This window comes from Pseudomonas sp. 34 E 7 (assembly GCF_900005715.1).
Lineage (GTDB): Bacteria > Pseudomonadota > Gammaproteobacteria > Pseudomonadales > Pseudomonadaceae > Aquipseudomonas > Aquipseudomonas orientalis_A.
In genome coordinates, this window is sequence record NZ_CVTX01000145.1 from 106,224 (window position 1) to 131,572 (window position 25,349).

At 62.3% G+C, this 25,349-nt stretch carries 24 protein-coding genes; 12 read left to right on the forward strand and 12 right to left on the reverse strand.

Annotation, left to right across the window (positions count from 1 at the left end):
- Window positions 1–10: 10 nt before the first annotated feature.
- From gmhB to glyQ, 3 genes are read right to left on the reverse strand one after another with little or no spacing between them, the layout of a single operon-like run.
- Window positions 11–550: a D-glycero-beta-D-manno-heptose 1,7-bisphosphate 7-phosphatase gene (gmhB, locus tag BFP96_RS15005; protein ID WP_170876013.1), complete on the reverse strand. Its 540-nt coding sequence runs from the start codon at window positions 548–550 to the stop codon at window positions 11–13.
- The gene (gene glyS / locus BFP96_RS15010; protein WP_065936500.1) at window positions 550–2,604 is read right to left on the reverse strand and encodes a glycine--tRNA ligase subunit beta; all 2,055 of its coding nucleotides are present in this window, start codon (window positions 2,602–2,604) and stop codon (window positions 550–552) included. The genes gmhB and glyS overlap by 1 nt, the downstream gene beginning before the upstream one ends.
- Complete coding sequence (gene glyQ, locus BFP96_RS15015; RefSeq protein ID WP_065936501.1) at window positions 2,601–3,554, reverse strand: glycine--tRNA ligase subunit alpha; 954 nt, start codon at window positions 3,552–3,554, stop codon at window positions 2,601–2,603. The genes glyS and glyQ overlap by 4 nt, the downstream gene beginning before the upstream one ends.
- Window positions 3,555–3,635: 81 nt before the next feature.
- Here glyQ and BFP96_RS15020 point away from each other — a divergent pair, with 81 nt between their 5' ends.
- Window positions 3,636–4,193 carry a DNA-3-methyladenine glycosylase I gene (locus tag BFP96_RS15020; protein ID WP_065936502.1) on the forward strand — a complete coding sequence of 186 codons (558 nt, stop codon included), beginning with the start codon at window positions 3,636–3,638 and terminating at the stop codon, window positions 4,191–4,193.
- 40 nt (window positions 4,194–4,233) lie between these two features.
- Window positions 4,234–5,121 (forward strand): lysophospholipid acyltransferase, encoded by an 888-nt coding sequence (locus BFP96_RS15025; protein WP_065895239.1) that lies wholly within the window; start codon window positions 4,234–4,236, stop codon window positions 5,119–5,121.
- Window positions 5,122–5,245: 124 nt separating this feature from the next.
- Here the strand turns inward: BFP96_RS15025 and BFP96_RS15030 are convergent, their stop codons facing one another.
- The 5 genes from BFP96_RS15030 to def form a co-directional block, all read right to left on the reverse strand.
- Complete coding sequence (locus tag BFP96_RS15030; RefSeq protein WP_065936503.1) at window positions 5,246–5,557, reverse strand: tetratricopeptide repeat protein; 312 nt, start codon at window positions 5,555–5,557, stop codon at window positions 5,246–5,248.
- An 18-nt stretch (window positions 5,558–5,575) separates the two neighbouring features.
- Window positions 5,576–6,949, reverse strand: a complete 1,374-nt coding sequence (gene trkA / locus BFP96_RS15035) for a Trk system potassium transporter TrkA (protein WP_065886722.1) — start codon at window positions 6,947–6,949, stop codon at window positions 5,576–5,578.
- 22 nt (window positions 6,950–6,971) lie between these two features.
- On the reverse strand, window positions 6,972–8,282 hold the full coding sequence (rsmB, locus tag BFP96_RS15040; protein WP_065936504.1) for a 16S rRNA (cytosine(967)-C(5))-methyltransferase RsmB: 1,311 nt from the start codon (window positions 8,280–8,282) through the stop codon (window positions 6,972–6,974).
- The gene (fmt, locus tag BFP96_RS15045; protein WP_065936505.1) at window positions 8,279–9,232 is read right to left on the reverse strand and encodes a methionyl-tRNA formyltransferase; all 954 of its coding nucleotides are present in this window, start codon (window positions 9,230–9,232) and stop codon (window positions 8,279–8,281) included. The genes rsmB and fmt overlap by 4 nt, the downstream gene beginning before the upstream one ends.
- A gap of 68 nt (window positions 9,233–9,300) precedes the next feature.
- Entirely contained in the window at window positions 9,301–9,807 is a 507-nt protein-coding gene (gene def / locus BFP96_RS15050) for a peptide deformylase (RefSeq protein WP_005783383.1), read from the reverse strand.
- Window positions 9,808–9,942: 135 nt separating this feature from the next.
- On the opposite strand from def, the gene BFP96_RS15055 reads away from it, so the two are divergent.
- The 3 genes from BFP96_RS15055 to BFP96_RS15065 all read left to right on the forward strand — a co-directional run bounded on the left by BFP96_RS15055 (window position 9,943) and on the right by BFP96_RS15065 (window position 12,502).
- The gene (locus tag BFP96_RS15055; protein ID WP_065936506.1) at window positions 9,943–10,719 is read left to right on the forward strand and encodes a peptidoglycan-binding protein; all 777 of its coding nucleotides are present in this window, start codon (window positions 9,943–9,945) and stop codon (window positions 10,717–10,719) included.
- Between the two features lie 63 nt (window positions 10,720–10,782).
- The gene (gene dprA, locus BFP96_RS15060; RefSeq protein ID WP_065936507.1) at window positions 10,783–11,886 is read left to right on the forward strand and encodes a DNA-processing protein DprA; all 1,104 of its coding nucleotides are present in this window, start codon (window positions 10,783–10,785) and stop codon (window positions 11,884–11,886) included.
- 58 nt (window positions 11,887–11,944) lie between these two features.
- Window positions 11,945–12,502, forward strand: coding sequence for an L-threonylcarbamoyladenylate synthase (locus tag BFP96_RS15065; RefSeq protein WP_065886727.1), 558 nt, complete (start codon window positions 11,945–11,947; stop codon window positions 12,500–12,502).
- A gap of 104 nt (window positions 12,503–12,606) precedes the next feature.
- Here BFP96_RS15065 and BFP96_RS15070 read toward each other — a convergent pair whose 3' ends face one another.
- Window positions 12,607–13,584, reverse strand: coding sequence for a quinone oxidoreductase family protein (locus tag BFP96_RS15070; RefSeq protein ID WP_065895245.1), 978 nt, complete (start codon window positions 13,582–13,584; stop codon window positions 12,607–12,609).
- 159 nt (window positions 13,585–13,743) lie between these two features.
- On the opposite strand from BFP96_RS15070, the gene hemF reads away from it, so the two are divergent.
- Both hemF and aroE read left to right on the forward strand, forming a co-directional pair.
- On the forward strand, window positions 13,744–14,676 hold the full coding sequence (gene hemF / locus BFP96_RS15075; protein ID WP_065895246.1) for an oxygen-dependent coproporphyrinogen oxidase: 933 nt from the start codon (window positions 13,744–13,746) through the stop codon (window positions 14,674–14,676).
- The gene (gene aroE, locus BFP96_RS15080) at window positions 14,676–15,494 is read left to right on the forward strand and encodes a shikimate dehydrogenase (RefSeq protein WP_065936508.1); all 819 of its coding nucleotides are present in this window, start codon (window positions 14,676–14,678) and stop codon (window positions 15,492–15,494) included. The genes hemF and aroE overlap by 1 nt, the downstream gene beginning before the upstream one ends.
- A gap of 114 nt (window positions 15,495–15,608) precedes the next feature.
- On the opposite strand, the gene BFP96_RS15085 is transcribed toward aroE, so the two are convergent.
- The 3 genes from BFP96_RS15085 to betC all read right to left on the reverse strand — a co-directional run bounded on the left by BFP96_RS15085 (window position 15,609) and on the right by betC (window position 19,797).
- Complete coding sequence (locus BFP96_RS15085; protein WP_065936509.1) at window positions 15,609–17,177, reverse strand: SulP family inorganic anion transporter; 1,569 nt, start codon at window positions 17,175–17,177, stop codon at window positions 15,609–15,611.
- A gap of 174 nt (window positions 17,178–17,351) precedes the next feature.
- Complete coding sequence (gene choX, locus BFP96_RS15090; protein ID WP_065936510.1) at window positions 17,352–18,266, reverse strand: choline ABC transporter substrate-binding protein; 915 nt, start codon at window positions 18,264–18,266, stop codon at window positions 17,352–17,354.
- 19 nt (window positions 18,267–18,285) lie between these two features.
- Entirely contained in the window at window positions 18,286–19,797 is a 1,512-nt protein-coding gene (betC, locus tag BFP96_RS15095) for a choline-sulfatase (RefSeq protein ID WP_065895250.1), read from the reverse strand.
- A 103-nt stretch (window positions 19,798–19,900) separates the two neighbouring features.
- Between betC and BFP96_RS15100 the strand changes: the two genes are divergently transcribed.
- From BFP96_RS15100 to BFP96_RS15120, 5 genes are all read left to right on the forward strand, one after another.
- Window positions 19,901–20,851, forward strand: a complete 951-nt coding sequence (locus tag BFP96_RS15100) for a choline sulfate utilization transcriptional regulator (protein WP_065886734.1) — start codon at window positions 19,901–19,903, stop codon at window positions 20,849–20,851.
- A gap of 171 nt (window positions 20,852–21,022) precedes the next feature.
- Complete coding sequence (locus tag BFP96_RS15105) at window positions 21,023–21,982, forward strand: 2-dehydro-3-deoxygalactonokinase (RefSeq protein ID WP_065886735.1); 960 nt, start codon at window positions 21,023–21,025, stop codon at window positions 21,980–21,982.
- 1 nt (window position 21,983) lies between these two features.
- Window positions 21,984–22,604 carry a 2-dehydro-3-deoxy-6-phosphogalactonate aldolase gene (locus tag BFP96_RS15110; protein ID WP_065936511.1) on the forward strand — a complete coding sequence of 207 codons (621 nt, stop codon included), beginning with the start codon at window positions 21,984–21,986 and terminating at the stop codon, window positions 22,602–22,604.
- A 48-nt stretch (window positions 22,605–22,652) separates the two neighbouring features.
- Entirely contained in the window at window positions 22,653–23,801 is a 1,149-nt protein-coding gene (gene dgoD, locus BFP96_RS15115; RefSeq protein WP_003187297.1) for a galactonate dehydratase, read from the forward strand.
- 183 nt (window positions 23,802–23,984) lie between these two features.
- A complete protein-coding gene (locus tag BFP96_RS15120) occupies window positions 23,985–25,289 on the forward strand; it encodes an MFS transporter (protein WP_065895252.1) in 1,305 nt (434 codons plus the stop codon).
- The last annotated feature ends 60 nt before the right edge of the window (window positions 25,290–25,349 follow it).

Genomic DNA, 25,349 nt, shown 5'->3' on the forward strand with positions numbered 1-25,349 from the left:
TCGAGGGCGGCTAGTTGTTGATAAGTTCTGCGGCAACCGCCGCCAGATCGTCAAAAATCAAAGTGCCTACCGGCAGGTTTTTCGCCTGGGTCTTTTCGCCTTTCCCGGTCTTTACCAAAACTGGCTGAGAGTCGACGGCTTTGGCCGCCTCCAGGTCACCGAGACTGTCCCCGACGAACCATATCCCAGCCAAGGGCACCTTGTAATGTTCTGCAATAGTTTTCAGCATGCCAGGCTTGGGTTTGCGGCAAGCGCAGCCCTCATCCGGCCCGTGGGGGCAGTAAACCACCAGCCCCACCTCACCGCCCTGCTCGGCGACCAGCCTGCGCAAGCGCGCGTGCATGGCGTCCAGGGTGGCAATGTCGTAATAACCGCGGGCGATGCCGGACTGGTTAGTGGCAATGGCCACTGTCCAGCCGGCTTTGCTCAACTGCGCGATGGCCTCGATCGAACCGGGCAGTGGAGTCCATTCCGCCACCGACTTGATGTAAGCGTCGGAGTCGTAATTGATCACCCCGTCCCGATCGAGAATCAGCAGTTTCAACATGATCAGCCCAGTACGGAAATGTCAGCGATATTGATGAACAGGCCACGCAGACGCGCGAGCATGGCGTAGCGGTTTTTCCGCACGCCGGCATCGTCGGCATTGATCATCACCGCTTCGAAGAACGCATCCACCGGCTCACGCAACGACGCCAGACGCGCCAGCGCTTCAGCGTAGTTACGCTCGGCGATCAGCGGCTTGACGGCGTTCTCGGCCTTGACGATGGCCGAGTTCAGCGAGAACTCCTTGGCATCGGCAAACAGGCTTGGGTCCACGTCGGCAGTGCCCAGGTTGTAGGCCTTGCTCAGCAGGTTCGATACGCGTTTGTTCACGGCGGCCAGGGCATCGGCTTCCGGCAACTTGCGGAACGCCTGTACGGCCTGTACGCGTTGATCGAAGTCCAGCGCCGAACCCGGCTGCAGGGCACGCACCGACAGGTAGACGGAAACGTCCACGCCTTCGTCTTCGTAACGCGCACGCAGGCGGTCGAACACGAACTCCAGCACTTGCTCGGCCAGGCCCGCTTGCTTGACCTTGGCACCGAACTGGCCGACGGCAAACACCACGGCCTGGGTCAGGTCGAGGTCCAGCTTCTTGTCGATCAGGATACGCAGCACGCCCAGGGCTGCACGGCGCAGCGCATACGGGTCCTTGCTGCCGGTGGGCAGCATGCCGATGCCGAAGATGCCTACCAGCGTGTCCAGCTTGTCGGCGATGGCAACGGCCGCACCGGTCAGGGTGCTCGGCAGCTCGGCACCGGCACCACGTGGCATGTACTGCTCGTTCAGCGCCAGCGCCACATCGTTGGGTTCGCCGTCGTTGAGGGCGTAGTAGTAACCGGCCACGCCCTGCATCTCGGGGAACTCGCCGACCATCTCGGTGGCCAGGTCGCACTTGGACAGCAGGCCTGCGCGTGCGGCCCAGGCGGCGTCGCCACCAATGCGCGGCGCGATGTAGGCCGCCAGCTTGGAAACGCGTACGGCCTTGTCGTAGACGCTGCCGAGTTTTTCCTGGAACACCACGTTTTGCAGACGCAGGTTGAAGTCTTCAAGCTTCTGCTTCTTGTCCTGCTTGAAGAAGAACTCGGCGTCGGTCAGGCGCGGGCGCACGACTTTCTCGTTACCGGCGATGATCTGTTGCGGGTCCGTGCTTTCGATGTTGGCCACGGTGATGAAGCGCGGCAGCAACTTACCGTCCGCGTCCAGCAGGCAGAAGTATTTCTGGTTGTCCTGCATGGTGGTGATCAGCGCTTCCTGCGGTACGTCGAGGAAGCGTTCTTCGAACGAGCACACCAGCGGCACCGGCCATTCGACCAGGGCGGTCACTTCGTCGAGCAGGCTTGGCGGCACGATGGCGGTGCCTTCCTGCAGGCGGGCCAGCTCTTCGGTGCGCTTGCTGATCAGCTCGCGACGCTCATTGGCATCGGCCAGCACGTAAGCGGCGCGCAGGTCATTGACGTAGTTGGCCGGCGCGGTGATGCGCACGCTCTCGGGATGGTGGAAGCGGTGACCACGGGAATCACGGCCTGCCTTCTGGGCGAGAATGGTGCAATCGATGACCTGGTCACCGAGCAGCATCACCAGCCATTGGGTTGGGCGTACGAATTCTTCCTTGCGCGCACCCCAGCGCATGCGCTTGGGGATCGGCAGGTCGTTCAGGGAGTCTTCCACGATGGTCGGCAACAGGCTGGCCGTCGGCTTGCCGGTGATGACCTGGCTGAAGCGCAGTTTCGGCCCGCTCTGGTCAATCTCGCTCAGCTCGACGCCGCACTTTTTGGCGAAGCCCAGTGCCGCCTGAGTCGGATTGCCTTCGGCGTCGAATGCGGCCTGGCGCGGCGGGCCGTCGAGGTTGATGTTGCGGTCCGGCTGCTGGGTTTCCAGCGCGGTCAGCAACACCGCCAGGCGACGTGGCGCGGCGTAGACTTTTTTCGCCGCAAACTTCAGGCCGGCGCCGTGCAGGCCTTTTTCGATACCGGCCAGGAATGCATCGGCCAGGGTATTGAGTGCCTTGGGTGGCAGCTCTTCGGTGCCCAGTTCAACCAGGAAATCTTGAGCACTCATTGTGCAGCCTCCAGCTTAGCCAACACTTCATCACGCAAATCCGGGGTTGCCATCGGGAAGCCCAGCTTGGCGCGTGCCAGCAGATAGGCTTGGGCGACGTAACGCGCCAGGGTGCGCACACGCAGGATGTATTGCTGGCGCGCGGTTACCGAGATGGCACGGCGCGCGTCCAGCAGGTTGAAGGTATGGGAAGCCTTCAACACCATTTCATAGCTCGGCAACGGCAGCGGCTGGTCGAGTTCGATCAGGCGCTTGGCTTCGCTTTCATAGAAGTCGAACAGTTCGAACAGCTTGTCGACGTTGGCGTGTTCGAAGTTGTAGGTGGACTGCTCCACTTCGTTCTGGTGGAACACGTCGCCGTAGGTGACTTTGCCGAACGGGCCGTCAGCCCACACCAGGTCATAGACCGAGTCCACGCCCTGCAGGTACATGGCCAGGCGCTCGAGACCGTAGGTGATTTCGCCGGTCACCGGGTAGCACTCGATGCCGCCCGCCTGCTGGAAGTAAGTGAACTGGGTCACTTCCATGCCATTGAGCCAGACTTCCCAGCCCAGGCCCCAGGCGCCCAGGGTCGGCGATTCCCAGTTGTCTTCAACGAAACGGATGTCGTGGACCAGCGGGTCCAGGCCGACATGTTTCAGCGAGCCCAGGTACAGTTCCTGGAAGTTGTCCGGGTTGGGCTTCAACACCACCTGGAACTGGTAGTAGTGCTGCAGACGGTTCGGGTTTTCGCCGTAGCGGCCGTCAGTCGGGCGACGACTGGGCTGCACATAAGCGGCGTTCCAGGTTTCCGGGCCGATGGCCCGCAGGAAGGTAGCGGTGTGGAAAGTGCCGGCGCCTACTTCCATATCGTAGGGCTGAAGTACCACACAACCTTGCTCGGCCCAGTATTGCTGGAGGGCGAGGATCAAGTCTTGGAAGGTACGCACGGCTGGCGTAGGCTGGCTCACGAAATTCACCTGTTACTTGGGCTGCGATTTAAAGAGCGGGAGTATACCCGATTCGGCCCCGCCACCACTCCCTGGAGCCTTATGCCACGCTGCTTTTGGTGTTCTGAAGATCCGCTGTACATGGCTTATCACGATCAAGAGTGGGGAACGCCGCTGCGCGATGCGCAGGGACTGTTCGAGTTGCTTTTGCTCGAAGGGTTCCAGGCGGGCTTGTCCTGGATCACCGTTTTACGCAAACGCGAGCATTACCGGAAGGTGCTGTTCGGCTTTGATGCGCAGCGTCTGGCCAGGCTGACCGACGCTGAAATCGAAGCGCTGATGCAGGACCCGGGCATCGTGCGCAATCGCCTGAAGCTCAACGCCACACGCCGCAACGCCGCGGCCTGGCTGGCGCTGGAAGACCCTGTGGGGTTGCTCTGGTCGTTTGTCGGCGGCAAGCCCAAGGTCAATCACTTCACGGACCGCAGCGACGTCCCGGCGATTACACCCGAAGCCCAAGCGATGAGCAAAGCCTTGAAGAAAGCCGGCTTCACCTTTGTCGGGCCGACCATCTGCTACGCGTTCATGCAGGCCTCGGGCATGGTCATGGACCACACCCAGGACTGCGACCGCTACGCGGACCTGGTCAACGCCGGGTAGAATGCGCGCTTTGCGTACCACACACGATCAGGAGTGACCTGTGGAAAAGTTTAAAGGCGCCTTGCTGGTAGGCGCTCTTCGGTTGTTTGCCCTGCTGCCCTGGCGCGCCGTACAGGCCGTCGGTACGGGGATCGGCTGGATCATGTGGAAAACCCCCAACCGCTCCCGCGAGACAGTGCGGATCAACCTGTCCAAGTGTTTCCCGGACATGGACCCGGCCGAACGCGAGCGCCTGGTAGGCCGCAGCCTGATGGACATCGGCAAGTCCCTGACCGAAAGCGCCTGCGCGTGGATCTGGCCGGCCCAGCGTTCCATCGACCTGGTGCGCGAAGTCGAAGGCCTGCACGTGCTGCACGATGCCCTGGCCTCGGGTAAAGGCGTGGTGGGCATCACCAGCCACCTGGGCAACTGGGAAGTGCTGAATCATTTTTATTGCAGCCAGTGCAAACCGATCATTTTCTATCGCCCGCCCAAGCTCAAGGCTGTTGACGACTTGTTGCGCAAGCAACGCGTGCAACTGGGCAACCGCGTGGCCGCCTCCACCAAGGAAGGCATCCTGAGCGTGATCAAGGAAGTGCGCAAAGGCGGCCAGGTGGGTATCCCTGCCGACCCCGAGCCGGCTGAATCCGCCGGCATCTTCGTACCGTTCTTCGCAACCCAGGCGCTGACCAGCAAGTTCGTGCCGAACATGCTCGCCGGCCACAAGGCGGTGGGCGTGTTCCTGCACGCCCTGCGCCTGCCGGACGGCTCGGGCTACAAAGTGATCCTGGAAGCGGCCCCGGAAGACATGTACAGCACTGACACCGCCACGTCCTGCGCGGCGATGAGCAAGGTGGTGGAGCGGTATGTCGGCGCCTACCCGAGCCAGTACATGTGGAGCATGAAACGCTTCAAGAAACGCCCACCGGGTGAGGCGCGCTGGTACTGACTCAAGATCACCACAGAAACCAATGTGGGAGGGGGCTTGCCCCCGATAGCGGTGGTTCAGTCAACCATGTATTGGCTGACACACTGCTATCGGGGGCAAGCCCCCTCCCACATTTGGGTTTTGCTCAGGCCTGGCGGTCGAGTTTCTTCAGGAATACCGTCATTTCTTTTTCGGCCTGTTTGTCGCCATGGGCCTGGGCCGCTTCGATGCCCTTCTCCCACGCCTGGCGAGCGGCCACGCTATCCCCCAGCCCTTGCTGCGCCTTGCCCAGCAACTTCCACGCCGCCGAATATTTCGGATCGAACTCGACGCAGCGCTGCAAATGCTCCGCCGCCTTGGCGTTGTCCTTCAGATCCAGATAACCCTTGCCCAAGCCAAACCGCAGCAGCGAATTATCCACACCCTTGGCGAGCATTTTCTCCAGGGATTCGAGCATGTCGTCCACTCCGTCAGATCAGAAAAAGCTCAGGCCCACGTGGAACAGCTTCTCCACATCGCGGATATGTTTCTTGTCCACCAGGAAAAGGATCACATGGTCACCGGTGGCGATCACCGTATCGTCGTGGGCAATGATCACTTCTTCATCGCGAATGATTGCGCCAATGGTGGTGCCCGGCGGCAAGCCGATATCGCGGATGGCCCTGCCGATGACCTTGCTTGATTTGGAGTCGCCATGGGCAATCGCCTCGATAGCCTCCGCCGCGCCACGGCGCAGGGAGTGCACGCTGACGATGTCGCCACGGCGTACGTGAGCGAGCAACGTGCCAATGGTGGCCAATTGCGGACTGATGGCGATGTCGATATCGCCGCCCTGGATCAGGTCGACATAGGCCGGGTTGTTGATGATGGTCATCACTTTCTTCGCCCCCAGCCGCTTGGCCAGCAGCGAGGACATGATGTTGGCCTCGTCGTCGTTGGTCAGCGCCAGGAAGATATCGGCGTCGGCGATGTTTTCTTCCATCAGCAGGTCGCGGTCCGAGGCACTGCCCTGCAACACCACGGTGCTGTCGAGCGTGTCGGACAAATGCCGGCAGCGCGTGGGGCTCATCTCGATGATCTTCACCTGGTAGCGGCTTTCGATGGCCTCTGCCAAGCGCTCACCGATCTGCCCGCCGCCGGCGATGACGATGCGTTTATAGGTCTCGTCGAGCCGGCGCATTTCGCTCATCACCGCACGAATATTCGCCTTGGCCGCGATGAAAAACACTTCGTCATCGGCTTCGATCACGGTGTCGCCCTGGGGCAGGATCGGCCGGTCACGCCGAAAAATCGCGGCGACGCGGGTTTCAACATTCGGCATGTGTTCGCGCAATTGACGCAACTGCTGACCCACCAGCGGCCCGCCGTAGTAGGCCTTCACCGCAACCAACTGCGCCTTGCCCCCGGCGAAGTCGATCACCTGCAAGGCACCCGGAATTTCGATCAGGCGCTTGATGTAGTGCGTGACCACCTGTTCCGGACTGATCAGCACATCCACCGGAATGGCATCGTTGTCGAACAGGCCGGCGCGGGTCAGGTAGGCGGCTTCGCGCACACGGGCGATCTTGGTCGGGGTGTGGAACAGCGTGTGGGCGACCTGGCAGGCGACCATGTTGGTCTCGTCGCTGTTGGTGACCGCGACGAGCATGTCGGCATCGTCGGCGCCGGCTTGACGCAGCACGGTGGGGAACGACGCACGGCCCTGCACCGTGCGGATGTCCAGGCGGTCGCCCAGATTACGCAGGCGCTCGGCGTCGGTGTCGACCACGGTGATGTCGTTGGCTTCGCTGGCCAAATGCTCAGCCAGCGTGCCGCCCACCTGCCCTGCCCCGAGGATGATGATTTTCATCCGGTCACTCCCTTAAAACCATTCAGCCGCGCGCGGCGGCGATCTTGATCAGTTTGGCGTAGTAGAAGCCATCATGCCCGCCTTCCCGCGCGAGCAATTGGCGACCGTGCGGTTGCTTGATGCCGGCCGTGGTCGCGAGGTCCAGTTCCCGTGCGCCGCTGGTGCGGGCGAGGAAGGCTTGAATGACCTCGGTATTCTCGGTGGGCAAGGTGGAACAGGTGGCGTAAAGCAGAATGCCGCCGACTTCCAGGGTGGGCCACAGCGCGTCGAGCAGTTCGCCCTGCAGCACGGCCAGGGCGGCGATGTCGTCGGGTTGGCGGGTCAGCTTGATATCCGGGTGGCGGCGGATCACGCCGGTGGCCGAACAGGGCGCATCCAGCAGGATGCGCTGGAACGGTTTGCCGTCCCACCAGGTGGCGGTGTCGCGGCCGTCGGCGGCGATCAGCTCGGCGCTCAAACCCAGGCGTGCGAGGTTTTCCCGTACGCGCACCAGGCGTTTGGCTTCCAGGTCGACCGCTACCACACCGCCCAGGTCCTTTTCGACTTCCAGGATGTGACAGGTCTTACCGCCCGGCGCGCAGCAGGCGTCCAATACGCGTTGACCGGGTGCCAGGTCGAGCAGGTCGGCGGCCAGTTGTGCGGCTTCGTCCTGCACGCTGATCCAGCCCTCGGCAAAGCCCGGCAGGCTGCGCACGTCTGTGGCAGCCTGGAGCACGATACCGTCGATGCTGTACACGCACGGCGCGGCGTCGATGCCCGCCTCGCTGAGCAGCTGCAGGTAGGCGTCGCGGCGGTGATGGCGACGGTTGACCCGCAGGATCATCGGCGGATGGGCATTGTTCGCCGCGCAAATGGCTTCCCATTGCTGCGGCCAGAACGCCTTCAGGGATTTTTGCAGCCAGCGCGGATGCGCGGTGCGCACCACCGGGTCATGTTCCAGCTCGGCCAGCAGCCCTTCGCTTTCGCGCTGGGCGCGGCGCAGCACGGCATTGAGCAAGGCCTTGGCCCAGGGCTTTTTCAGTTTGTCGGCGCAGCCCACCGTTTCACCGATGGCGGCGTGGGCCGGTACGCGGGTATAGAGCAGTTGATAGAGACCGACCAGCAGCAGCGCTTCAACATCGGCGTCGGCTGCCTTGAACGGTTTTTGCAGCAACTTGGCCGCCAACGCCGACAGCCTTGGCTGCCAACGCGCCGTGCCAAAGGCCAGGTCCTGGGTGAAACCGCGATCACGGTCTTCAACCTTATCCATCTGCGTGGGCAGCGAACTGTTCAGCGATGCTTTGCCGTTGAGCACGGCGGCGAGGGCCTTGGCGGCGGCCAGACGCGGGTTCATTGGGCGACCACGCCGAGAACGGTGCCCAGGGCAAACTTCTCACGACGGCTGTTGAACAAATCGCTGAAATTAAGCGCCTTGCCACCGGGCAATTGCAGACGGGTCAGGCACAGCGCTTGTTCGCCGCAGGCAACCAGAAGACCGTCCTTGCTGGCGCCGATGATTTCTCCGGGCGCGCCGTTACCGTCGGCCAGGGTCGCAGCCAGCACTTTCAAGGCTTCGCCGTTGAGCGTGCTGTGGCAGACAGGCCATGGGTTGAACGCACGCACCAGGCGCTCAAGCTCCACGGCCGGGCGGCTCCAGTCAATGCGGGCTTCGTCTTTGTTCAGTTTGTGGGCGTAGGTGGCGAGGCTGTCGTCCTGCACCTCGCCTTCCAGGGTGCCGGCAGCAAGACCGGCGATGGCCTGGATGACGGCCGGCGGCCCCATTTCAGCCAGGCGATCGTGCAGGCTGCCGCCGGTGTCTTGGGCAGTGATCGGTGTGGTGACTTTGAGCAGCATCGGGCCGGTGTCCAGCCCTGCTTCCATGCGCATGACCGTTACGCCGCTTTCGCTGTCGCCAGCTTGCACTGCGCGCTGGATCGGCGCCGCTCCGCGCCAGCGTGGCAGCAACGAAGCGTGGCTGTTGATGCAGCCCAGGCGTGGGATATCGAGTACGGCCTGGGGCAGGATCAAGCCGTAGGCAACCACGACCAGCAGGTCCGGCTTGAGCGCGGCCAGTTCGGCCTGGGCGTCGGCATTGCGCAGGGTCGGTGGTTGCAGCACGGCGATGTTGTGCTCGAGCGCCAGCTGCTTGACCGGGCTGGGCATCAGTTTTTGCCCGCGCCCGGCCGGGCGATCCGGCTGGGTGTACACCGCGACGATTTCATAGGGGCTGGCAAGCAGCGCCTTGAGGTGTTCGGCGGCAAATTCGGGTGTACCGGCAAAAACAATGCGCAGTGGCTCGGTCATCGGAGTTCTCGTTAAAAGCAGTCACAAAAGAAAAAGGCTTGCCGCAGCAAGCCTTTGGAAGGAGGGCATCAAGCTTGCTGGCGATGCTTTTTTTCCAGCTTCTTCTTGATCCGGTCACGTTTGAGCGTGGACAGGTAATCGACAAACAGCTTGCCGTTGAGGTGGTCGCACTCATGCTGGATGCACACCGCCAACAGGCCTTCGGCAATCAGCTCGAACGGCTTGCCGTCGCGGTCCAGGGCCTTGATCTTCACGCGCAATGGGCGTTCGACGTTCTCGTAGAACTCCGGCACCGACAGGCAACCTTCCTGGTATTCGCCCATCTCGTCGGTCAGCGGTTCGAACTCGGGGTTGATGTACACCCGGGGTTCGCTGCGATCTTCGGACAGGTCCATGACCACGACGCGCAGATGCACGTTGACCTGGGTCGCGGCGAGGCCGATGCCCGGGGCTTCATACATTGTTTCAAACATGTCATCGACCAACTGACGAACCTTGTCGTCCACTACGGCCACCGGCTTGGCGATCGTGCGCAGGCGCGAGTCGGGAAATTCGAGGATGTTCAAAATAGCCATAAGCGTAATTGCTGCACATGTGAGGTAGAGGCAAATCGGCGGTGGGATGGACCCAGGCAGCCGGTGTGAAACGTTCGAAAGCCGCGAAGGCTATGGCGTTTCACGCGAACGCACATAATAAAGGAGATTGACCCCATGAGGAAATCGCTACTCGTCTTGCTGCTGTGGGCCCCGCTGGCCATGGCGCTGATTCCACAGCCCGGCCAGCGCCTGGACCCTGTCACGCAAAAGGCCATACAGGGCTTCCTGCTGCACAACCGCCTGCTCGATTCCCCCGAGGACCTGGATAACGCACCCTATATCGTCGCCGCCGAAGGTGGGCGCGTGCTGGGCGCCAACGGCGAGCGCGTCTACGCCAGGGGCAGTCTGGACCCGACCCAGCCCAACTACGGGATCTTCCGCCGAGGCAAGGTCTATACCGACCCCGACACCCGCGAACTGCTTGGAATCAATGCCGACGACATCGGCACCGCGCGCTTTGTGCTGAGCGATGATCTCACCACCCTGGCCGTGCAAAGGGTTACCCAGGAGGTGCGTCCAGGCGACCGTTTGCTGCGCGCCGAACCTGGCGTGGACCTGGCCAATCTGCAAACGCGTGCATCCGCCCCCTTTGTTGAAGGCCACATCATCGACATTCCCAAGGGCGTCACACAGATCGGCGTACTGGATGCGGTGACCTTGAACAAGGGGCGCCGGGACGGTGTGGTCGAAGGCCAATTGCTCACGGTGATCAGGGCCGGCGCCTCGGTGCGCGACGCGCTGACAGGGGCCCCGACGCGACTCCCGGATGTGCGTGCCGGCACCCTGCTGGTGTTTCGCACCTATGAAAAACTCAGCTATGCCCTGGTTCTCAGCGCGTCCCGCCCGCTGGCCGTGATGGATCGTTTCGAGACTGACGATCAATCGCAATAAATAGCCTGCTAAATAAGTTACCAACAGAGTTATCCACAGCTTGTTCCGATCAAGGATGATCAGATGTTTCCTATAAACAGCAATCAAATTTCCCCGGCAGAGCTGGAAGCCCGGCTGCGCTTGCACCGGTTGCCGGAACTGGGTCCCAGGCGTTTTCACCGGTTGATCGAGGCGTTCGGTTCTGCGTCGAAAGCCATCAGTGCCCCTGCCAGTGCCTGGCGCGCGCTCGGGTTGCCGGCCGTCAGTGCCGATGCCCGGCGCAGTGTGGATATTCGTGATGGGGCCAGTGCGGCATTGGCCTGGCTGGCCCGCCCTGGCCAGCATTTACTGATGTGGGACCAGCCCGATTACCCTGCGCTGCTAGGCCAGACAGAGGGCGCTCCGCCGCTGTTATTCGTTGCCGGCGACCCATCGCTGCTGGAAAAACCGCAGTTGGCCGTGGTCGGCAGTCGTCGTGCTTCGCGCCCCGGCATGGACACCGCCGCCGCCTTTTCGCGCAGCCTGGCAAGCGCCGGTTTTGTCATCACCAGCGGCCTTGCGTTGGGTATCGATGGCGCGGCCCATCAGGCGGCATTGGACGTGGGCGGTCATACCATCGGTGTACTCGGCACCGGTCTGGAAAAACTTTATCCACAGCGCCACAGGAAGCTGGCTGCGACCATGATTGCCCAGGGCAGCGCCGTGGTTTCCGAGTTTCCACTGGACGCGCCACCCCAGGCCGGTAACTTTCCACGGCGCAATCGGATTATCAGCGGTTTGTCCCTGGGGGTCCTGGTGGTGGAAGCCAGCATCGCCAGCGGTTCGCTGATTACCGCACGGCTGGCGGCGGAACAAGGACGCGAGGTGTACGCCATTCCGGGTTCCATCCATCATCCGGCGGCCAAGGGCTGTCATCAGTTGATCCGCGATGGCGCGGTGCTGGTGGAGACCATCGAGCATATTCTTGAAGGCTTGCGCGGTTGGCAGGCGTTGTCACGCCCGGCCCCCGTACCGGTTGTGCATCCGCTGGTGGCGCTGTTGCACGCGGCCCCGCACACCAGCGAAGCCCTGGCGCTTGCCAGTGGACGGCCGCTGGCCCAGGTGCTGGCGAGCCTTACCGAGCTGGAACTCGAAGGCCGGGTGATCTGTGAAAGTGGGCGCTGGCTTGCGCGTGGCGAACGGTTGTAGCTGGGTTTTGCAACGAAGATCGGTAAACTGCCCAGAGCTTTAGTTCGGAGAGTAAACAATGGTCAACAGGTGGCGTGTGCTGGAAGCTGCACGAGAAATTCGCGCAGGTGCGGTGATTGCCTATCCGACCGAAGCGGTCTGGGGCCTGGGCTGCGACCCGTGGAATGAAGCAGCGGTGGACCGTTTGCTGGCGATCAAGAATCGCTCAGTGGATAAGGGCCTGATCCTGGTGGCCGATAATATCCGCCAGTTCGACTTCCTGTTCGAAGACTTTCCCGACACCTGGATCGAGCGCATGGCCAGCACCTGGCCTGGGCCGAATACCTGGCTGGTGCCCCACCAGGACTTGCTGCCGGAATGGGTCACGGGGGTGCATGACACCGTGGCGCTGCGGGTCAGTGACCATCCGCTGGTACGGGATTTGTGCGCCCAGGTCGGGCCGTTGATTTCCACGTCGGCCAACCCCCAGGGCCGCCCGGCCGCACGTACGCGGATTCGGGTGGAGCAGTATTTCCGCGGGCAGGTGGACCTTGTACTGGGCGGCGCCCTGGGTGGACGCAAGAACCCGAGCCTGATCCGTGACCTGGCGACGGGGGATGTGGTGCGACCGTCCTGAGACCGAGTCGCGCCTATCGGGGGCAAGCCCCCTCCCACATTTGATCGGTGTTCGTCGAGACACCTCGGTCAAGGGTGGGAGGGGGCTTGCCCCCGATGGCTTTCTTAAGGCAGCAGGATGGTTGAACCGGTCGTGCGCCGCCCGGACAACTCGGTCTGCGCCTTCGCCGCATCCGCCAGTGCATAGCGCTGGTTGATATCAATGCGCACCTTGCCGCTCTTGATCATCGAGAACAGGTCATCGGCCATCGCCTGCAAGTCCTTCGGGTTGCTCGCGTAGGTCGCCAGCGTCGGCCGCGTGACATACAGCGAGCCCTTCGCCGACAGAATCCCCAGGTTCACCCCGTCCACCGCGCCCGACGCATTCCCGAAACTCACCACCAAGCCTCGCGGTGCGACGCTGTCCAGCGACGTCAGCCAAGTGTCCTTGCCAACGCCGTCATACACCACGGGCACCTTTTTACCGTCAGTCAATTCCAGCACGCGCTGTGCGACATTTTCCTTGCTGTAATCGATGGTTTCCCAGGCGCCGAGGGATTTGGCCACGGCGGCTTTCTCCGGTGAGCTCACCGTGCCGATCAATTTCACGCCCAGCGCCTTGGCCCATTGGCAAGCCAGGGAGCCCACACCGCCTGCGGCGGCGTGGAACAGAATGGTTTCGCCGCCCTTCAGCTCATAGGTCTGGCGCAGCAGGTACTGTACGGTCAGGCCCTTGAGCATGGCACCGGCGGCCTGTTCGAAGCTGATTTCATCCGGCAGATGCACCAGGTTGGCCGCAGGCAATACATGCAACTGGCTGTAGGCGCCGAGCGGACCGCTGCCATAGGCCACGCGGTCGCCGACCTGGAATTGGCTGACTTCACTGCCTACGGCATCGACCACACCGGCGCCTTCGGCGCCCAGGCCCGAGGGCAAGGACGGTGGCGCGTAGAGGCCGCTGCGAAAATACGTGTCGATGAAGTTCAGGCCAATGGCTTCGTTGCGCACCCGAACCTGTTGTGGGCCAGGCTCCGCCGGCGTGTAGTCCACATACTCAAGCACATCGGGGCCACCATGGGCGCTGAACTGGATACGTTTGGCCATCTACCTTCTCCTTGGGTCGAATAAACGAAGGCCCCTATCGGACTCCTAAGCTTGATCTTCGTCAACTGCGACGACACGAGGTGCGGTGGTATCCTGTGCGCCCATTTGCCGCCGACGCCCAATGGCCTCGCGTAGCTTTGCCCGATTCAAGGTGATGCCATGACTACTCGCACCGAGGCTGTAAAAGCCTACCTGCTCGACCTGCAAGACCGTATTTGCAGTGCCCTGGAAACCTTCGAAACGGACACGCGCTTTATCGAAGACGCCTGGACCCGGCCTGCCGGTGGTGGCGGTCGCACCCGTGTGATTGAAAACGGGTCGGTCATCGAAAAAGGCGGCGTCAATTTTTCCCACGTGTTTGGCAGCGGCTTGCCCCCGTCCGCCAGTGCCCATCGCCCTGAACTGGCCGGTCGCGGCTTCGAGGCGCTGGGCGTATCGCTGGTGATCCATCCCCATAACCCGCACATACCGACTTCCCACGCCAATGTGCGCTTTTTCATTGCTGAAAAGGAAGGCGAAGAGCCGGTGTGGTGGTTTGGCGGAGGCTTTGACCTGACGCCTTATTACGGCAACGACGAAGACTGCATCCACTGGCATCGCGTGGCCGAGCAGGCCTGTGCGCCGTTCGGTGCGGACGTTTACCCGCGTTATAAAGCCTGGTGCGACAGCTATTTCCATATCAAGCACCGCAACGAGCCGCGTGGCATCGGCGGCCTGTTTTTCGATGACTTGAACGAATGGGGCTTCGACACCTGCTTTGCCTTCATCCGCGCCATCGGTGATGCCTACATCGACGCCTACCTGCCGATCATGCAGCGCCGCCAGGCGATGGCTTATACCGAACAGCAGCGTCAGTTCCAGGAGTTCCGCCGGGGCCGCTACGTTGAGTTCAACCTCGTCTATGACCGTGGCACCCTGTTCGGCCTGCAGTCGGGCGGGCGTACCGAGTCGATCCTGATGTCGCTGCCGCCGCAGGTGCGCTGGAGCTACGACTGGAAAGCCGAGGCCGGGAGCGAAGAAGCGCGCCTTACCGACTATTTCCTGCAGGACCGCGACTGGCTCGGCCTGACTGCGCCCAAGGCGGCAGTGTGATGGATCGCTATGTCGTCTTCGGCAACCCTATCGGCCACAGCAAGTCACCGTTGATTCACCGCCTGTTCGCCGAGCAGACCGGCGAGCAGATGGACTACAGCACACTGCTCGCGCCGCTGGAGGACTTCATCGGCTGTGCCCGTGAGTTCTTTCAACACGGCCGTGGGGCGAATGTCACCGTGCCGTTCAAGGAAGACGCTTTCCGGCTGGCCGACACCCTCAGCGAGCGCGCCCAACGCGCCGGCGCGGTGAATACCCTGAGCAAGCTGGCCGATGGCACGTTGCTCGGTGATAACACTGACGGCGCAGGCCTGGTGCGCGACCTCAAGGTCAACGCCGGGCTGGACCTGCAAGGCAAGCGCATCCTGCTGCTGGGCGCCGGTGGCGCGGTACGCGGCGCGTTGGAACCGTTGCTGGCCGAAAAACCCGCCTCACTGATCATTGCCAACCGCACCGTGGAAAAAGCCGAAGGCCTGGCCGAGCTGTTCAACGACCTGGGGCCGGTGTCCGCCAGTGGTTTCGACTTGCTGCGTGAGCCGGTGGACGTGATTATCAACGCCACGTCCGCCAGCTTGTCAGGCGACGTACCGCCGATTGCGGGCAGTTTGATCGAACCGGGCAAGACGTTCTGCTACGACATGATGTACGCCAAGGCGCCGACCGCCTTCTGTCGCTGGGCCGATGAGCAGGGTGCGGCGGTAGCGATGGACGGATTGGGCATGCTGGTTGAGCAGGCGGCCGAAGCGTTCTTTCTGTGGCGCGGCGTACGCCCGGAGTCGGCGCCGGTACTGGCCGAGCTGCGCCGCCAGTTGGCCTGACACACATCCAAATGTGGGAGGGGGCTTGCCCCCGATTGCGGTCTGTCAGCTACCCATGTGTTGGCTGAAGCACCGCTATCGGGGGCAAGCCCCCTCCCACAGTTTTGACCGTGTTCAGTCTTCGAAATGGATGGGGCAGTTTTCGGCGCCTTCCAGTTTCTTCAATTCTTCAACCACCTGCGGCCGGGCCCCGCGCAAGGTCAGGCTGCGCCCCAACCCCGCCAGCCGCCGCGCTTCCTGGTGCAGCATCTCCACCCCGGAGTAGTCGATAAAGTTGATCTGCTGCGCCTCGATCACCACCCGTTCGCCCTGCAAGCGTTGCAGGCGCACCTGCAGGTAGTGGCTGGCGCCAAAAAAGATCGAGCCCCCCACGCGCAACACATCCTCGTCACCGTCGCGCCATTGCTGCACCCGGGGTTGGGAGGTGCGTTTGAGGTAGAAAAACAGCGACGCCAGTACCCCGGCATAAATGGCCGTTTGCAGCTCCAGCAGCAAGGTCGCCACACACGTCAGCGCCATCACCGCGAATTCGGCGCGGCTCACGCGGTACAACGCACGGATGCCGCGGTGGTCCACCAGCCCCCAGCAGATCAACAGGATACTTGCCGCCATGCTCGGAATTGGAATGTGCGCGATCAACCCTGCGCCAAACAGCGCAAACAGCGCCACCCAGAGCGCGGAAAACACGCCGGCCAATGGCGAGCGGGCACCCGCCTCATAACTGAGCCCGGAACGGGTGAACGAACCTGCCGACAGATACCCGGAGAAAAATCCGCCGACGATATTGGATAAACCCTGGGCGCGAACTTCCTGATTGGCGTCGAGCAGTTGCTGCGAACGGGCCGACAGTGAACGGGCAATCGACAGGCTGGTCACCAGCCCCAGCATGCCCACCGCCACAGCGCTCGGCAGCAGGCGCAGGATCGTGTCCAGGTCCATGGGCAACGGGCGCAAGGGTGGCAGCTTGCCGATGAACGAACTGACCAACGCCACCTGCCCGAACAGCGCCGGCCACAGCCATGTGGCGAGGCTGCCCAGGGCCAGGGCGATCAACAGGCTCGGCCAGCGTGGCACCAGGTATTTGAGCAGTGCGCCGACCAGCAAGGTGCCCAGGCCCAGGATGAGCGAGGCGCGGTCCCAGTCGCCGGCATGCTCGAGCAGCGCCAGCAGGCTGTTGATCGCGGTGGCCTGGCTCGGCAGGTCCAGCCCCAGCAGGTTGGGCAACTGCCCCAGAGCGATGACCACCGCGGCACCAAGAGTGAAACCGAGCACCACGGAATGGGAGACGAAATTCACCAGCGCGCCGAAGCGCAGCAGGCCCAGCAACCATTGGAACACACCGGCGAGGACGGTCAGCAGCAGGATCAAGGTGATGTAATCCTGGGAACCCGGCACCGCCAGCGGGCTGATACTGGCGTAGAGCACAATGGAAATTGCCGCCGTAGGACCGCAGATCAGGTGCCAGGACGAGCCCCACAGGCACGCGATCAACACCGGAATGATGGCCGCGTACAGCCCGTATTCCGGTGGGAGCCCGGCAATCAGTGCGTAGGCAATCGACTGTGGCAGCGCGAGTACGGCGCCGCTGAGGCCGACGACGGCGTCCCGGCCGACGCTGCCGCGGGTTTGGCACGGCAGCCAACTGAGGAAAGGGAACAGTGTGTAGCGGTTGGGCCGGGACATCGCAGGCTCGGGTAGAAAGGTTTGAGCCAGAGTATCAGGCTGCCAGTGATCGTTCCCACGCTCTGCGTGGGAATGCCTCTTGTGACGCTCCGCGTCACGGGTTTGAAAGCGGACGCAGAGCGTCCAGGGATGCATTCCCACGCGGAGCGTGGGAACGATCAACGAGTGTGATCTTTAGAGGTTGGCTTTTACCGCTGCCAACGCATCCTTGCCATCCAGGGTTTTCACGCCCTCCAGCCACTTGTCCAACACCGCCGGATTGGCCTTGATCCAGGCCTTCGCGGCATCCGCATTGCTGACCTTGTTGTTGGCCACGTCAGCCATGATGCTGTTCTCCATGTCCTGGGTGAAACTCAGGTTGGTCAGCAGTTTCCCCACATTCGGGCAGGCTTGCGCGTAGCCCTTGCGGGTCAAGGTGTAGACGCTGCCGGTGCTGCCAAAATACTGCTCGCCGCCTGTGAGATAGTGCATCTTCAGCTGCACGTTCATAGGGTGCGGCGTCCAGCCGAGGAAGGTGACGAAGCGCTGTTTCTTCACCGCTCGCGAAACTTCGGCGAGCATCGCCTGTTCACTCGACTCCACCAGCTTCCACTGGCCGAGGTCAAAGTCATTCTTCTTGATGATCTCCTGCAGCGAGATATTCGCCGGCGCGCCGGAGCCGATGCCGTAGATCTTCTTGCCGAATCGGTCGGCGAATTTATTCAGATCGGCAAAATCATGCACGCCCGCGTCCCACACGTAGTCCGGTACGGCGAGGGTGAACTCGGTGCCGTCGAGGTTCTTCGCCAGCTGTACGACATCGCCATTGGCCACGAACTTGTCATAAAAGCCTTGCTGCGCCGGCATCCAGTTGCCCATGAACACGTCAACCTGGCCATCCTTGAGCCCGCCAAAGGTAATCGGCACGGCCAGGGTGTCGACCTTGGCCGTGTAGCCCATGCCGGCCAGCAGAAAACCGGTGATGGCGTTGGTCGCCGCAATGTCGCTCCAGCCGGGATCGGCCATTTTCACCGTTTCGCAACTTGAGTCCGCAAATGCATTGGCGCTGCTCAACGCCAGGATGCCCAGCACTACCGTTAACTTTTGCATGGCCTTCCCTCTGTATTTTTTAGTGTTGGCAGGGTTGTGGATAACGTGCCTTGCGCTCCAGGTCGTCGAGGTCGATATGGTTGCGCATGTACTGCTGACTGGCGTCCACCAGTGGCTGGTGATCCCAGCTCTTGAGTTTGCCCTGGGTCAGTGCTTGGAACACCAGGCGACGGCGGCGTTGGCTGGCGAGCACCTGTTGGTGGATCGCCGGGATGTCCCACTTGGCCCGCGCCTCGTTTAAAAACGCCTCGAACAGTGGCCGGTGCTCCGGTGACTGGCTGAGGTTCTCCCGCTCGTGCGGGTCGTTGTGTACATCGAACAGTAGACAAGGGTCGTCTTCGCTGTAGATGAATTTGTAGGCGCCCCGGCGAATCATCATCAGCGGGCTGATGGTGCCTTCGGCCATGTATTCGCCAAACACTTCGTCGTGCCCGCCCTCGCCTTGCAAATGTGGCAGCAGCGAACGGCCATCCAGGGGCAGGCGCGGGTCCAGCTCGCCGCCGGCCAACTCCACCAGGGTGGGCAACAGGTCGGCGGTCGAGACGGCCTGGGTCACACGGCGCGCCGCAAACTGCCCCGGCGCACTGATCAACAACGGCACGCGGGCGGCCATTTCGAACCAGTGCATTTTGTACCAGAGGCCGCGCTCGCCCAGCATGTCGCCGTGGTCGCCGGAGAAGATGATGATGGTGTCATCGGCCAGGCCGGTGTCTTCCAGGGTTTGCAGCAGCTTGCCGACATTGCTGTCGATGTAGCTGCACGCGCCGAAATAGGCACGCCGTGCATCGCGGATCTTATCCACAGGCAGCGGCTTGTCCCACAGGTCGTAGACCTTGAGCAAACGCTGGGAGTGCGGGTCGAGATCGCCCTGGGCCGGCGTTGCAGGCAAGGGAATGTCGCTGTCCTCGTACAGGTCCCAGAACGGTTTGGGAATGGTGTACGGGTCATGGGGATGGGTCATCGACACGGTCAGGCAGAACGGTTGCTCGCCGTCCTCGCGGATATGATCGAACAGATATTGCCGGGCCTTGAACACCACCTCTTCGTCGAAGTCCAGCTGGTTGGTGCGCACACAGGGTCCGGCTTGCAGCACCGAAGCCATGTTGTGATACCAGCTGGGGCGTACATCCGGCTCATCCCAGTTCACCGCCCAACCATAGTCCGCCGGGTAGATGTCGCTGGTCAGGCGCTCTTCATAGCCGTGCAACTGGTCGGGACCGCAGAAATGCATCTTGCCCGACAGCGCCGTGCGGTAGCCGAGGCGACGCAGGTAGTGGGCATAGGTCGGCACATCGGCGGGGAAATCCGCCGCGTTGTCGTAGGCGCCTATCTTGCTCGGCAACTGGCCGCTGACCAGCGTGAAGCGCGAAGGCGCACACAGCGGGCTGTTGCAGTAGGCGGCGTCGAAGACCACGCCCTGTTCGGCGAGGCGGCTCAGGTGGGGCAGCTTGATCGGGGAAGGTCCGTAGAACGGCAGCAGCGGCGCGGCCATTTGATCGGCCATGATGAAAAGAATGTTCTTGCGCTTCATGGTTTCTCGGCATTCCATAGGCGGTGTTTATGCCACTGAGCATGCGGCCCATGAAAAACGTGGTAAAGCCCATGAATAACAATACCTAGGATAAGCACAGCTTATGTATGAAGCGCTGGGTGACCTCTCCCTCGACCTGCTGCGCGCGTTCGAAGCGGCTGCGCGGCAGCGCAGTTTTACCGCCGCCGCGATGGAGTTGGGCACCACCCAACCGGCCATCAGCCAGCAGATCAAACGGCTTGAAGAGCAGTTGGCGATCCGCTTGTTCGATCGCATCTACCGTGGCATCGAATTGACCGACGCCGGCGCCCTGCTGTTCGAACACGTGCAGGCCGGCCTGCAAACCATCAACCTGGGCCTGAGCACCGTCACCCGGCAGGACCAGCACGAAGTGCTGCAAGTGGCCACCGACTTCGCCTTTGCCGCCTACTGGCTGATGCCGCGCCTGCATCGGTTCCACGAGGCCAACCCGCAGGTTGACGTGAGCCTGGTGACCAGCGAGCGCAACCACGCCAGCCTGCGCAGCGACATCGACGTGGCCGTGCTGTTTGGCGATGGACGCTTCAAGCAAGGCGACAGCCTTTGGTTGTTCAATGAGGAAGTGTTCCCGGTGTGCAGCCCCCAGTGGCTCAAGAACCAGGCCACTGCGCTGACGGTGCAGACCCTGCCGGACTACCCCCTGCTGCACTTGCGTCAGGAAAACAATCGCCATTGGTTCGATTGGGCCGGTGTGTTTCGCGAGCTGGGTATCAGCGCCGCGCCCACCCCTGGCCAGTTGCGTTTCGACAATTACACGCTGCTGATTCAGGCGGCTATTGCCGGCCAGGGCGTCGCGATCGGCTGGCGCCACCTGGTGGATAACCTGCTGGAGCAGAACTGGCTGTGCAGACCGATCAGCGAGACGGTGGTCTCGCGCTTCGGCTATTACGTGGTGCAGCCCCAGCGCAAGCGTCGCGGGCAGTTGGTCGAACGGTTTGTCGATTGGCTGCTGGCGGAGCAGGCCGGCAGTGCGCAGTCATTGACCGGGCTGGCCCTGCCATCGATTGCGGTCTAGGACCGGCGCTTTCCAAGCTAATGCAATGCTCATTTTCCCAGGAAGATGTATGATTTTTCGCGTTATTCTCCCAATATATGGGACTGATATTTATATATTGAGATATTACAAAGCTTAGGTTTATATTCGCCCATCTGCTTTTTTCAGCACCCACTCATTTCAGGTGAAGCGATGCAGGCGCAATTGATCGCGCTCGATTGGGGAACCAGCTCCCTTCGTGCTTACAAACTAGGCCCCGCCGGCGTGGTGCTGGAACAACGCTCACTGGCGTCGGGCATCATGCATTTGCCCAGCGAACCGCGTGACATTGCAGGCGTGCGCTGCAGCAATGGTTTCGAGCTGGCCTTCGATAGCGCCTGTGGGGACTGGCTCGACGCCCAGCCCGACCTGCCGGTAATTGCCTGCGGCATGGTCGGCAGCGCACAGGGCTGGAGCGAAGCGGCTTACCGCAACACCCCGGTGGATGTGGCGAGCCTGGGGCAGGCGCTGCATAAGGTGCGCAGCGTGCGTGGGGTTGATGTGCATATCGTGCCGGGCGTGATCGAACAGGTCGGCCTGCCCAATGTGATGCGCGGCGAAGAAACCCAGGTGCTCGGTGTGCTGCACGGGCTTGCGAGCGACGTATTGATTGGCCTGCCGGGCAGCCATTCCAAATGGGTCGAGGTCGTCGAAGGCTGTATCACTCACTTCGACACCTTCATGACCGGTGAGCTGTTCGCCGTCTTGAGCCAGCACAGCATCCTGGGGCGTACCCAGCAATCATCGGAACATTTCCAGACCGAGGCGTTTGACCGCGGCGTGCACGTGGCTCTTTCGGCAGATGGCCGGCGCGGCGTGCTCTCGACGCTGTTCAGTGCCCGCACCCTTGGCCTGACTGCCCAACTGACGCCCGAGCAGCAGCCCGACTACCTGTCCGGCCTGCTGATCGGTCATGAACTGGCCGGTTTACCCGACAGCGCAAAACCCAAGCCGATCGTCCTGGTCGGTGCCGCCCCCCTCTGCGCTCGCTATCAACGTGCCCTCGCGCTGTGCGGCTTCACCGACGTCAGCCTGGCGCAGGCCGCCAGCGAGCGCGGTTTGTGGCAACTGGCCGTGGCGGCCGGGCTCACTCAACCTGTAACGGAGGCCTGACATGCTTAAAACAGCACTCGCACAAAACGGTCTGATCGCGATTCTGCGCGGCGTGCGCCCGGACGAAGCCGAAGCCGTCGGCCAGGCGCTGTACCAGGCCGGTTTTCGCGTCATCGAAGTACCGCTTAACTCGCCGGACCCCTACACCAGCATCCGCACCCTGCGCGACAGCCTGCCCGCCGATTGCCTGATTGGTGCCGGTACGGTGCTGACGCCCGAGCAGGTCGAGCAGGTCAAGGCCGCCGGCGGCCAGGTGATCGTGATGCCCCACAGCGATGCCAAGGTATTGCGGGCGGCGAAAGCGGGGGGCCTGTATCTGTCGCCGGGCGTCGCCACGCCGACCGAAGCCTTTGCCGCACTGGCCGAAGGCGCCGACGTATTGAAACTGTTTCCGGCCGAGCAAATGGCCCCGGCGGTGATCAAGGCGTGGCTTGCGGTATTGCCGGGGGGCACGTTGCTGCTGCCGGTGGGCGGTATCACGCCGGACAACATGCAAGTGTTCACCGACGCCGGCGCCAAGGGCTTCGGGCTGGGCTCCGGATTGTTCAAACCGGGTATGAGCGTAGAGCAGGTTGCGAGCCGCGCCCAGGCTTATGTCGCGGCCTGGAAAGCCCTGAGCTGAGTTCAAGTTCCGCGCCTGCTGGCGCTGCATCTATAAGAGAGACAACAGATGAAAATCACCAAACTGACGACCTTCATCGTCCCGCCGCGCTGGTGCTTCCTCAAGGTCGAAACCGACCAGGGCGTCACCGGCTGGGGTGAGCCCGTGGTTGAGGGTCGCGCCCACACCGTGGCCGCTGCCGTTGAAGAATTGTCCGACTACCTGATCGGCAAAGACCCACGCAATATCGAAGACATCTGGACCGTGCTCTATCGCGGCGGTTTCTACCGCGGTGGCGCTGTGCACATGAGCGCCCTCGCCGGTATCGACCAGGCGTTGTGGGACATCAAGGGCAAGGCCCTGGGCGTGTCCGTCAGCGACCTGCTGGGCGGCCAGGTGCGTGACAAGATCCGTGTGTATTCGTGGATTGGTGGCGACCGCCCGGCCGACACGGCCCGCGCGGCCAAAGAGGCTGTGGCCCGTGGTTTCACTGCGGTGAAAATGAACGGCACCGAAGAGCTGCAGTTCGTCGACAGCTTCGAAAAAGTCGACCTGGCCCTGGCCAACGTCGCTGCCGTGCGCGATGCGGTCGGCCCTAATGTCGGCATTGGCGTCGATTTTCATGGCCGCGTGCACAAGCCCATGGCCAAGGTGCTGATGAAGGAACTGGACCCGTACAAGCTGATGTTCATCGAAGAACCGGTGCTCAGCGAAAACTACGAAGCCCTCAAGGAACTGGCCCCCCTGACCAGCACCCCGATTGCCCTGGGTGAGCGCCTGTTCTCGCGCTGGGATTTCAAGCGCGTGCTCAGTGAAGGCTATGTCGACATCATCCAGCCGGATGCGTCCCACGCCGGCGGCATCACCGAAACCCGCAAGATCGCCAACATGGCCGAAGCCTACGACGTGGCCCTGGCCCTGCACTGCCCGCTGGGCCCGATTGCCCTGGCGGCGTGTCTGCAATTGGACGCTGTGTGCTACAACGCGTTTATCCAGGAACAAAGCCTGGGCATCCATTACAACGAGAGCAACGACCTGCTCGATTATGTGCGCGACCCGGGCGTATTCGACTATGACCAGGGCTTTGTGAAGATCCCCAACGGGCCGGGCCTGGGCATCGAGATCAACGAGGAATACGTGGTCGAGCGCGCGGCCATCGGCCACCGCTGGCGCAACCCGATCTGGCGCCATGCCGACGGCAGTTTCGCCGAGTGGTGATGTCGACTGCCTGAAATGTGGTCAAAAATGTGGGAGGGGGCTTGCCCCCGATTGCGGTGTGTCATCCACCGATGTACCGGCTGTTCCACCGCTATCGGGGGCAAGCCCCCTCCCACATTTGATCCGGTTTTTTCAGACAGCTCAGTTTCAGACCTCAATAAACATAAAAAGAGGCACCTCCCCATGCACCCTGAATCCCTCACCGGACAGGCTCCTGTAGTCACGCCTAGCCGAAAGCGCTTCTTTATCATGGTGCTGCTGTTCATCACCGTGGTGATCAACTACCTCGACCGCAGCAACCTGTCGATTGCCGCTCCCGCGCTGACCAGCGAGCTGGGCATCGACCCGGTCCATGTCGGGCTGATTTTTTCGGCGTTCGGCTGGACCTACGCCGCGATGCAGATTCCTGGCGGCTGGTTGGTCGACCGTGTGCCCCCGCGCATTCTCTACACCGCCGCCCTGCTGCTGTGGTCCATCGCCACCGTCATGCTCGGCTTTGCCGCCAGCTTCATTGCGTTGTTCGTGTTGCGCATGGCCGTCGGTGCCCTGGAGGCCCCGGCCTACCCGATCAACAGCCGGGTGGTGACCACCTGGTTTCCCGAGCGCGAGCGCGCCACGGCGATTGGCGTCTACACCTCCGGGCAGTTCGTCGGGCTGGCGTTTCTCACCCCCGTGCTGGCCTGGCTGCAACATGCATTCGGCTGGCACATGGTGTTCGTCGCCACCGGTGGCGTCGGCATTTTATGGGCGCTGATCTGGTACGCGGTGTACCGCGAGCCCAAGGATTTCAAGGGCGCCAACGCGGCGGAAATCCAGTTGATCCGTGACGGCGGTGGCCTGGTGGATATGCAGGAAAAAGCCAGCAAGGCACCGTTCAGCTGGGTTGACCTGGGCATTGTGCTGAGCAAGCGCAAGTTGTGGGGCATCTACCTTGGGCAGTTCTGCCTGAATTCCACCCTGTGGTTTTTCCTCACTTGGTTCCCGACCTACCTGGTCAAGTATCGCGGCATGGACTTCATCAAGTCCGGTCTGCTCGCCTCACTGCCGTTTCTGGCGGCGTTCGTCGGTGTTCTGTGCTCCGGGATTTTTTCCGACTGGCTGATTCGCCGGGGCGCGTCGGTAGGCTTTGCGCGCAAGTTGCCGATCATCGGCGGGCTGCTGATTTCCACGGCGATCATCGGCGCCAACTACGTGGACTCCACCGCCTGGGTGATTGCATTCCTGGCGCTGGCGTTCTTCGGCAACGGGCTGGCGTCGATCACCTGGTCGCTGGTATCCACGCTGGCACCTGCCCGTTTGTTGGGGCTGACCGGTGGCGTGTTCAACTTCATCGGCAACCTGTCGGCGATTGCTACGCCGATCGTGATTGGATTTCTTGCCAGCGGTGATTCGTTTGCGCCGGCCATTACCTATATCGCGGTGCTGGCGTTGCTTGGCGCGCTTTCCTACGTGCTGCTGGTGGGCAAGGTCGAGCGGATTGAGCTGTGAAACAAGGCGACCCTGAGGCATTCCCACGCAGAGCGTGGGAACGATCGGCCCTGGGGTTGC

Excerpts from the sequence above, each read along its gene's own strand:
- glyS (WP_065936500.1), bottom strand. The coding sequence starts at position 2,604 with ATGAGTGCTCAAGATTTCCTGGTTGAACTGGGCACCGAAGAGCTGCCA.
- BFP96_RS15020 (WP_065936502.1), top strand. The coding sequence starts at position 3,636 with ATGCCACGCTGCTTTTGGTGTTCTGAAGATCCGCTGTACATGGCTTAT.
- BFP96_RS15030 (WP_065936503.1), bottom strand. The coding sequence starts at position 5,557 with ATGCTCGAATCCCTGGAGAAAATGCTCGCCAAGGGTGTGGATAATTCG.
- trkA (WP_065886722.1), bottom strand. The coding sequence starts at position 6,949 with ATGAAAATCATCATCCTCGGGGCAGGGCAGGTGGGCGGCACGCTGGCT.
- rsmB (WP_065936504.1), bottom strand. The coding sequence starts at position 8,282 with ATGAACCCGCGTCTGGCCGCCGCCAAGGCCCTCGCCGCCGTGCTCAAC.
- fmt (WP_065936505.1), bottom strand. The coding sequence starts at position 9,232 with ATGACCGAGCCACTGCGCATTGTTTTTGCCGGTACACCCGAATTTGCC.
- def (WP_005783383.1), bottom strand. The coding sequence starts at position 9,807 with ATGGCTATTTTGAACATCCTCGAATTTCCCGACTCGCGCCTGCGCACG.
- BFP96_RS15055 (WP_065936506.1), top strand. The coding sequence starts at position 9,943 with ATGAGGAAATCGCTACTCGTCTTGCTGCTGTGGGCCCCGCTGGCCATG.
- dprA (WP_065936507.1), top strand. The coding sequence starts at position 10,783 with ATGTTTCCTATAAACAGCAATCAAATTTCCCCGGCAGAGCTGGAAGCC.
- BFP96_RS15065 (WP_065886727.1), top strand. The coding sequence starts at position 11,945 with ATGGTCAACAGGTGGCGTGTGCTGGAAGCTGCACGAGAAATTCGCGCA.
- BFP96_RS15070 (WP_065895245.1), bottom strand. The coding sequence starts at position 13,584 with ATGGCCAAACGTATCCAGTTCAGCGCCCATGGTGGCCCCGATGTGCTT.
- hemF (WP_065895246.1), top strand. The coding sequence starts at position 13,744 with ATGACTACTCGCACCGAGGCTGTAAAAGCCTACCTGCTCGACCTGCAA.
- aroE (WP_065936508.1), top strand. The coding sequence starts at position 14,676 with ATGGATCGCTATGTCGTCTTCGGCAACCCTATCGGCCACAGCAAGTCA.
- BFP96_RS15085 (WP_065936509.1), bottom strand. The coding sequence starts at position 17,177 with ATGTCCCGGCCCAACCGCTACACACTGTTCCCTTTCCTCAGTTGGCTG.
- choX (WP_065936510.1), bottom strand. The coding sequence starts at position 18,266 with ATGCAAAAGTTAACGGTAGTGCTGGGCATCCTGGCGTTGAGCAGCGCC.
- betC (WP_065895250.1), bottom strand. The coding sequence starts at position 19,797 with ATGAAGCGCAAGAACATTCTTTTCATCATGGCCGATCAAATGGCCGCG.
- BFP96_RS15100 (WP_065886734.1), top strand. The coding sequence starts at position 19,901 with ATGTATGAAGCGCTGGGTGACCTCTCCCTCGACCTGCTGCGCGCGTTC.
- BFP96_RS15105 (WP_065886735.1), top strand. The coding sequence starts at position 21,023 with ATGCAGGCGCAATTGATCGCGCTCGATTGGGGAACCAGCTCCCTTCGT.
- BFP96_RS15110 (WP_065936511.1), top strand. The coding sequence starts at position 21,984 with ATGCTTAAAACAGCACTCGCACAAAACGGTCTGATCGCGATTCTGCGC.
- dgoD (WP_003187297.1), top strand. The coding sequence starts at position 22,653 with ATGAAAATCACCAAACTGACGACCTTCATCGTCCCGCCGCGCTGGTGC.
- BFP96_RS15120 (WP_065895252.1), top strand. The coding sequence starts at position 23,985 with ATGCACCCTGAATCCCTCACCGGACAGGCTCCTGTAGTCACGCCTAGC.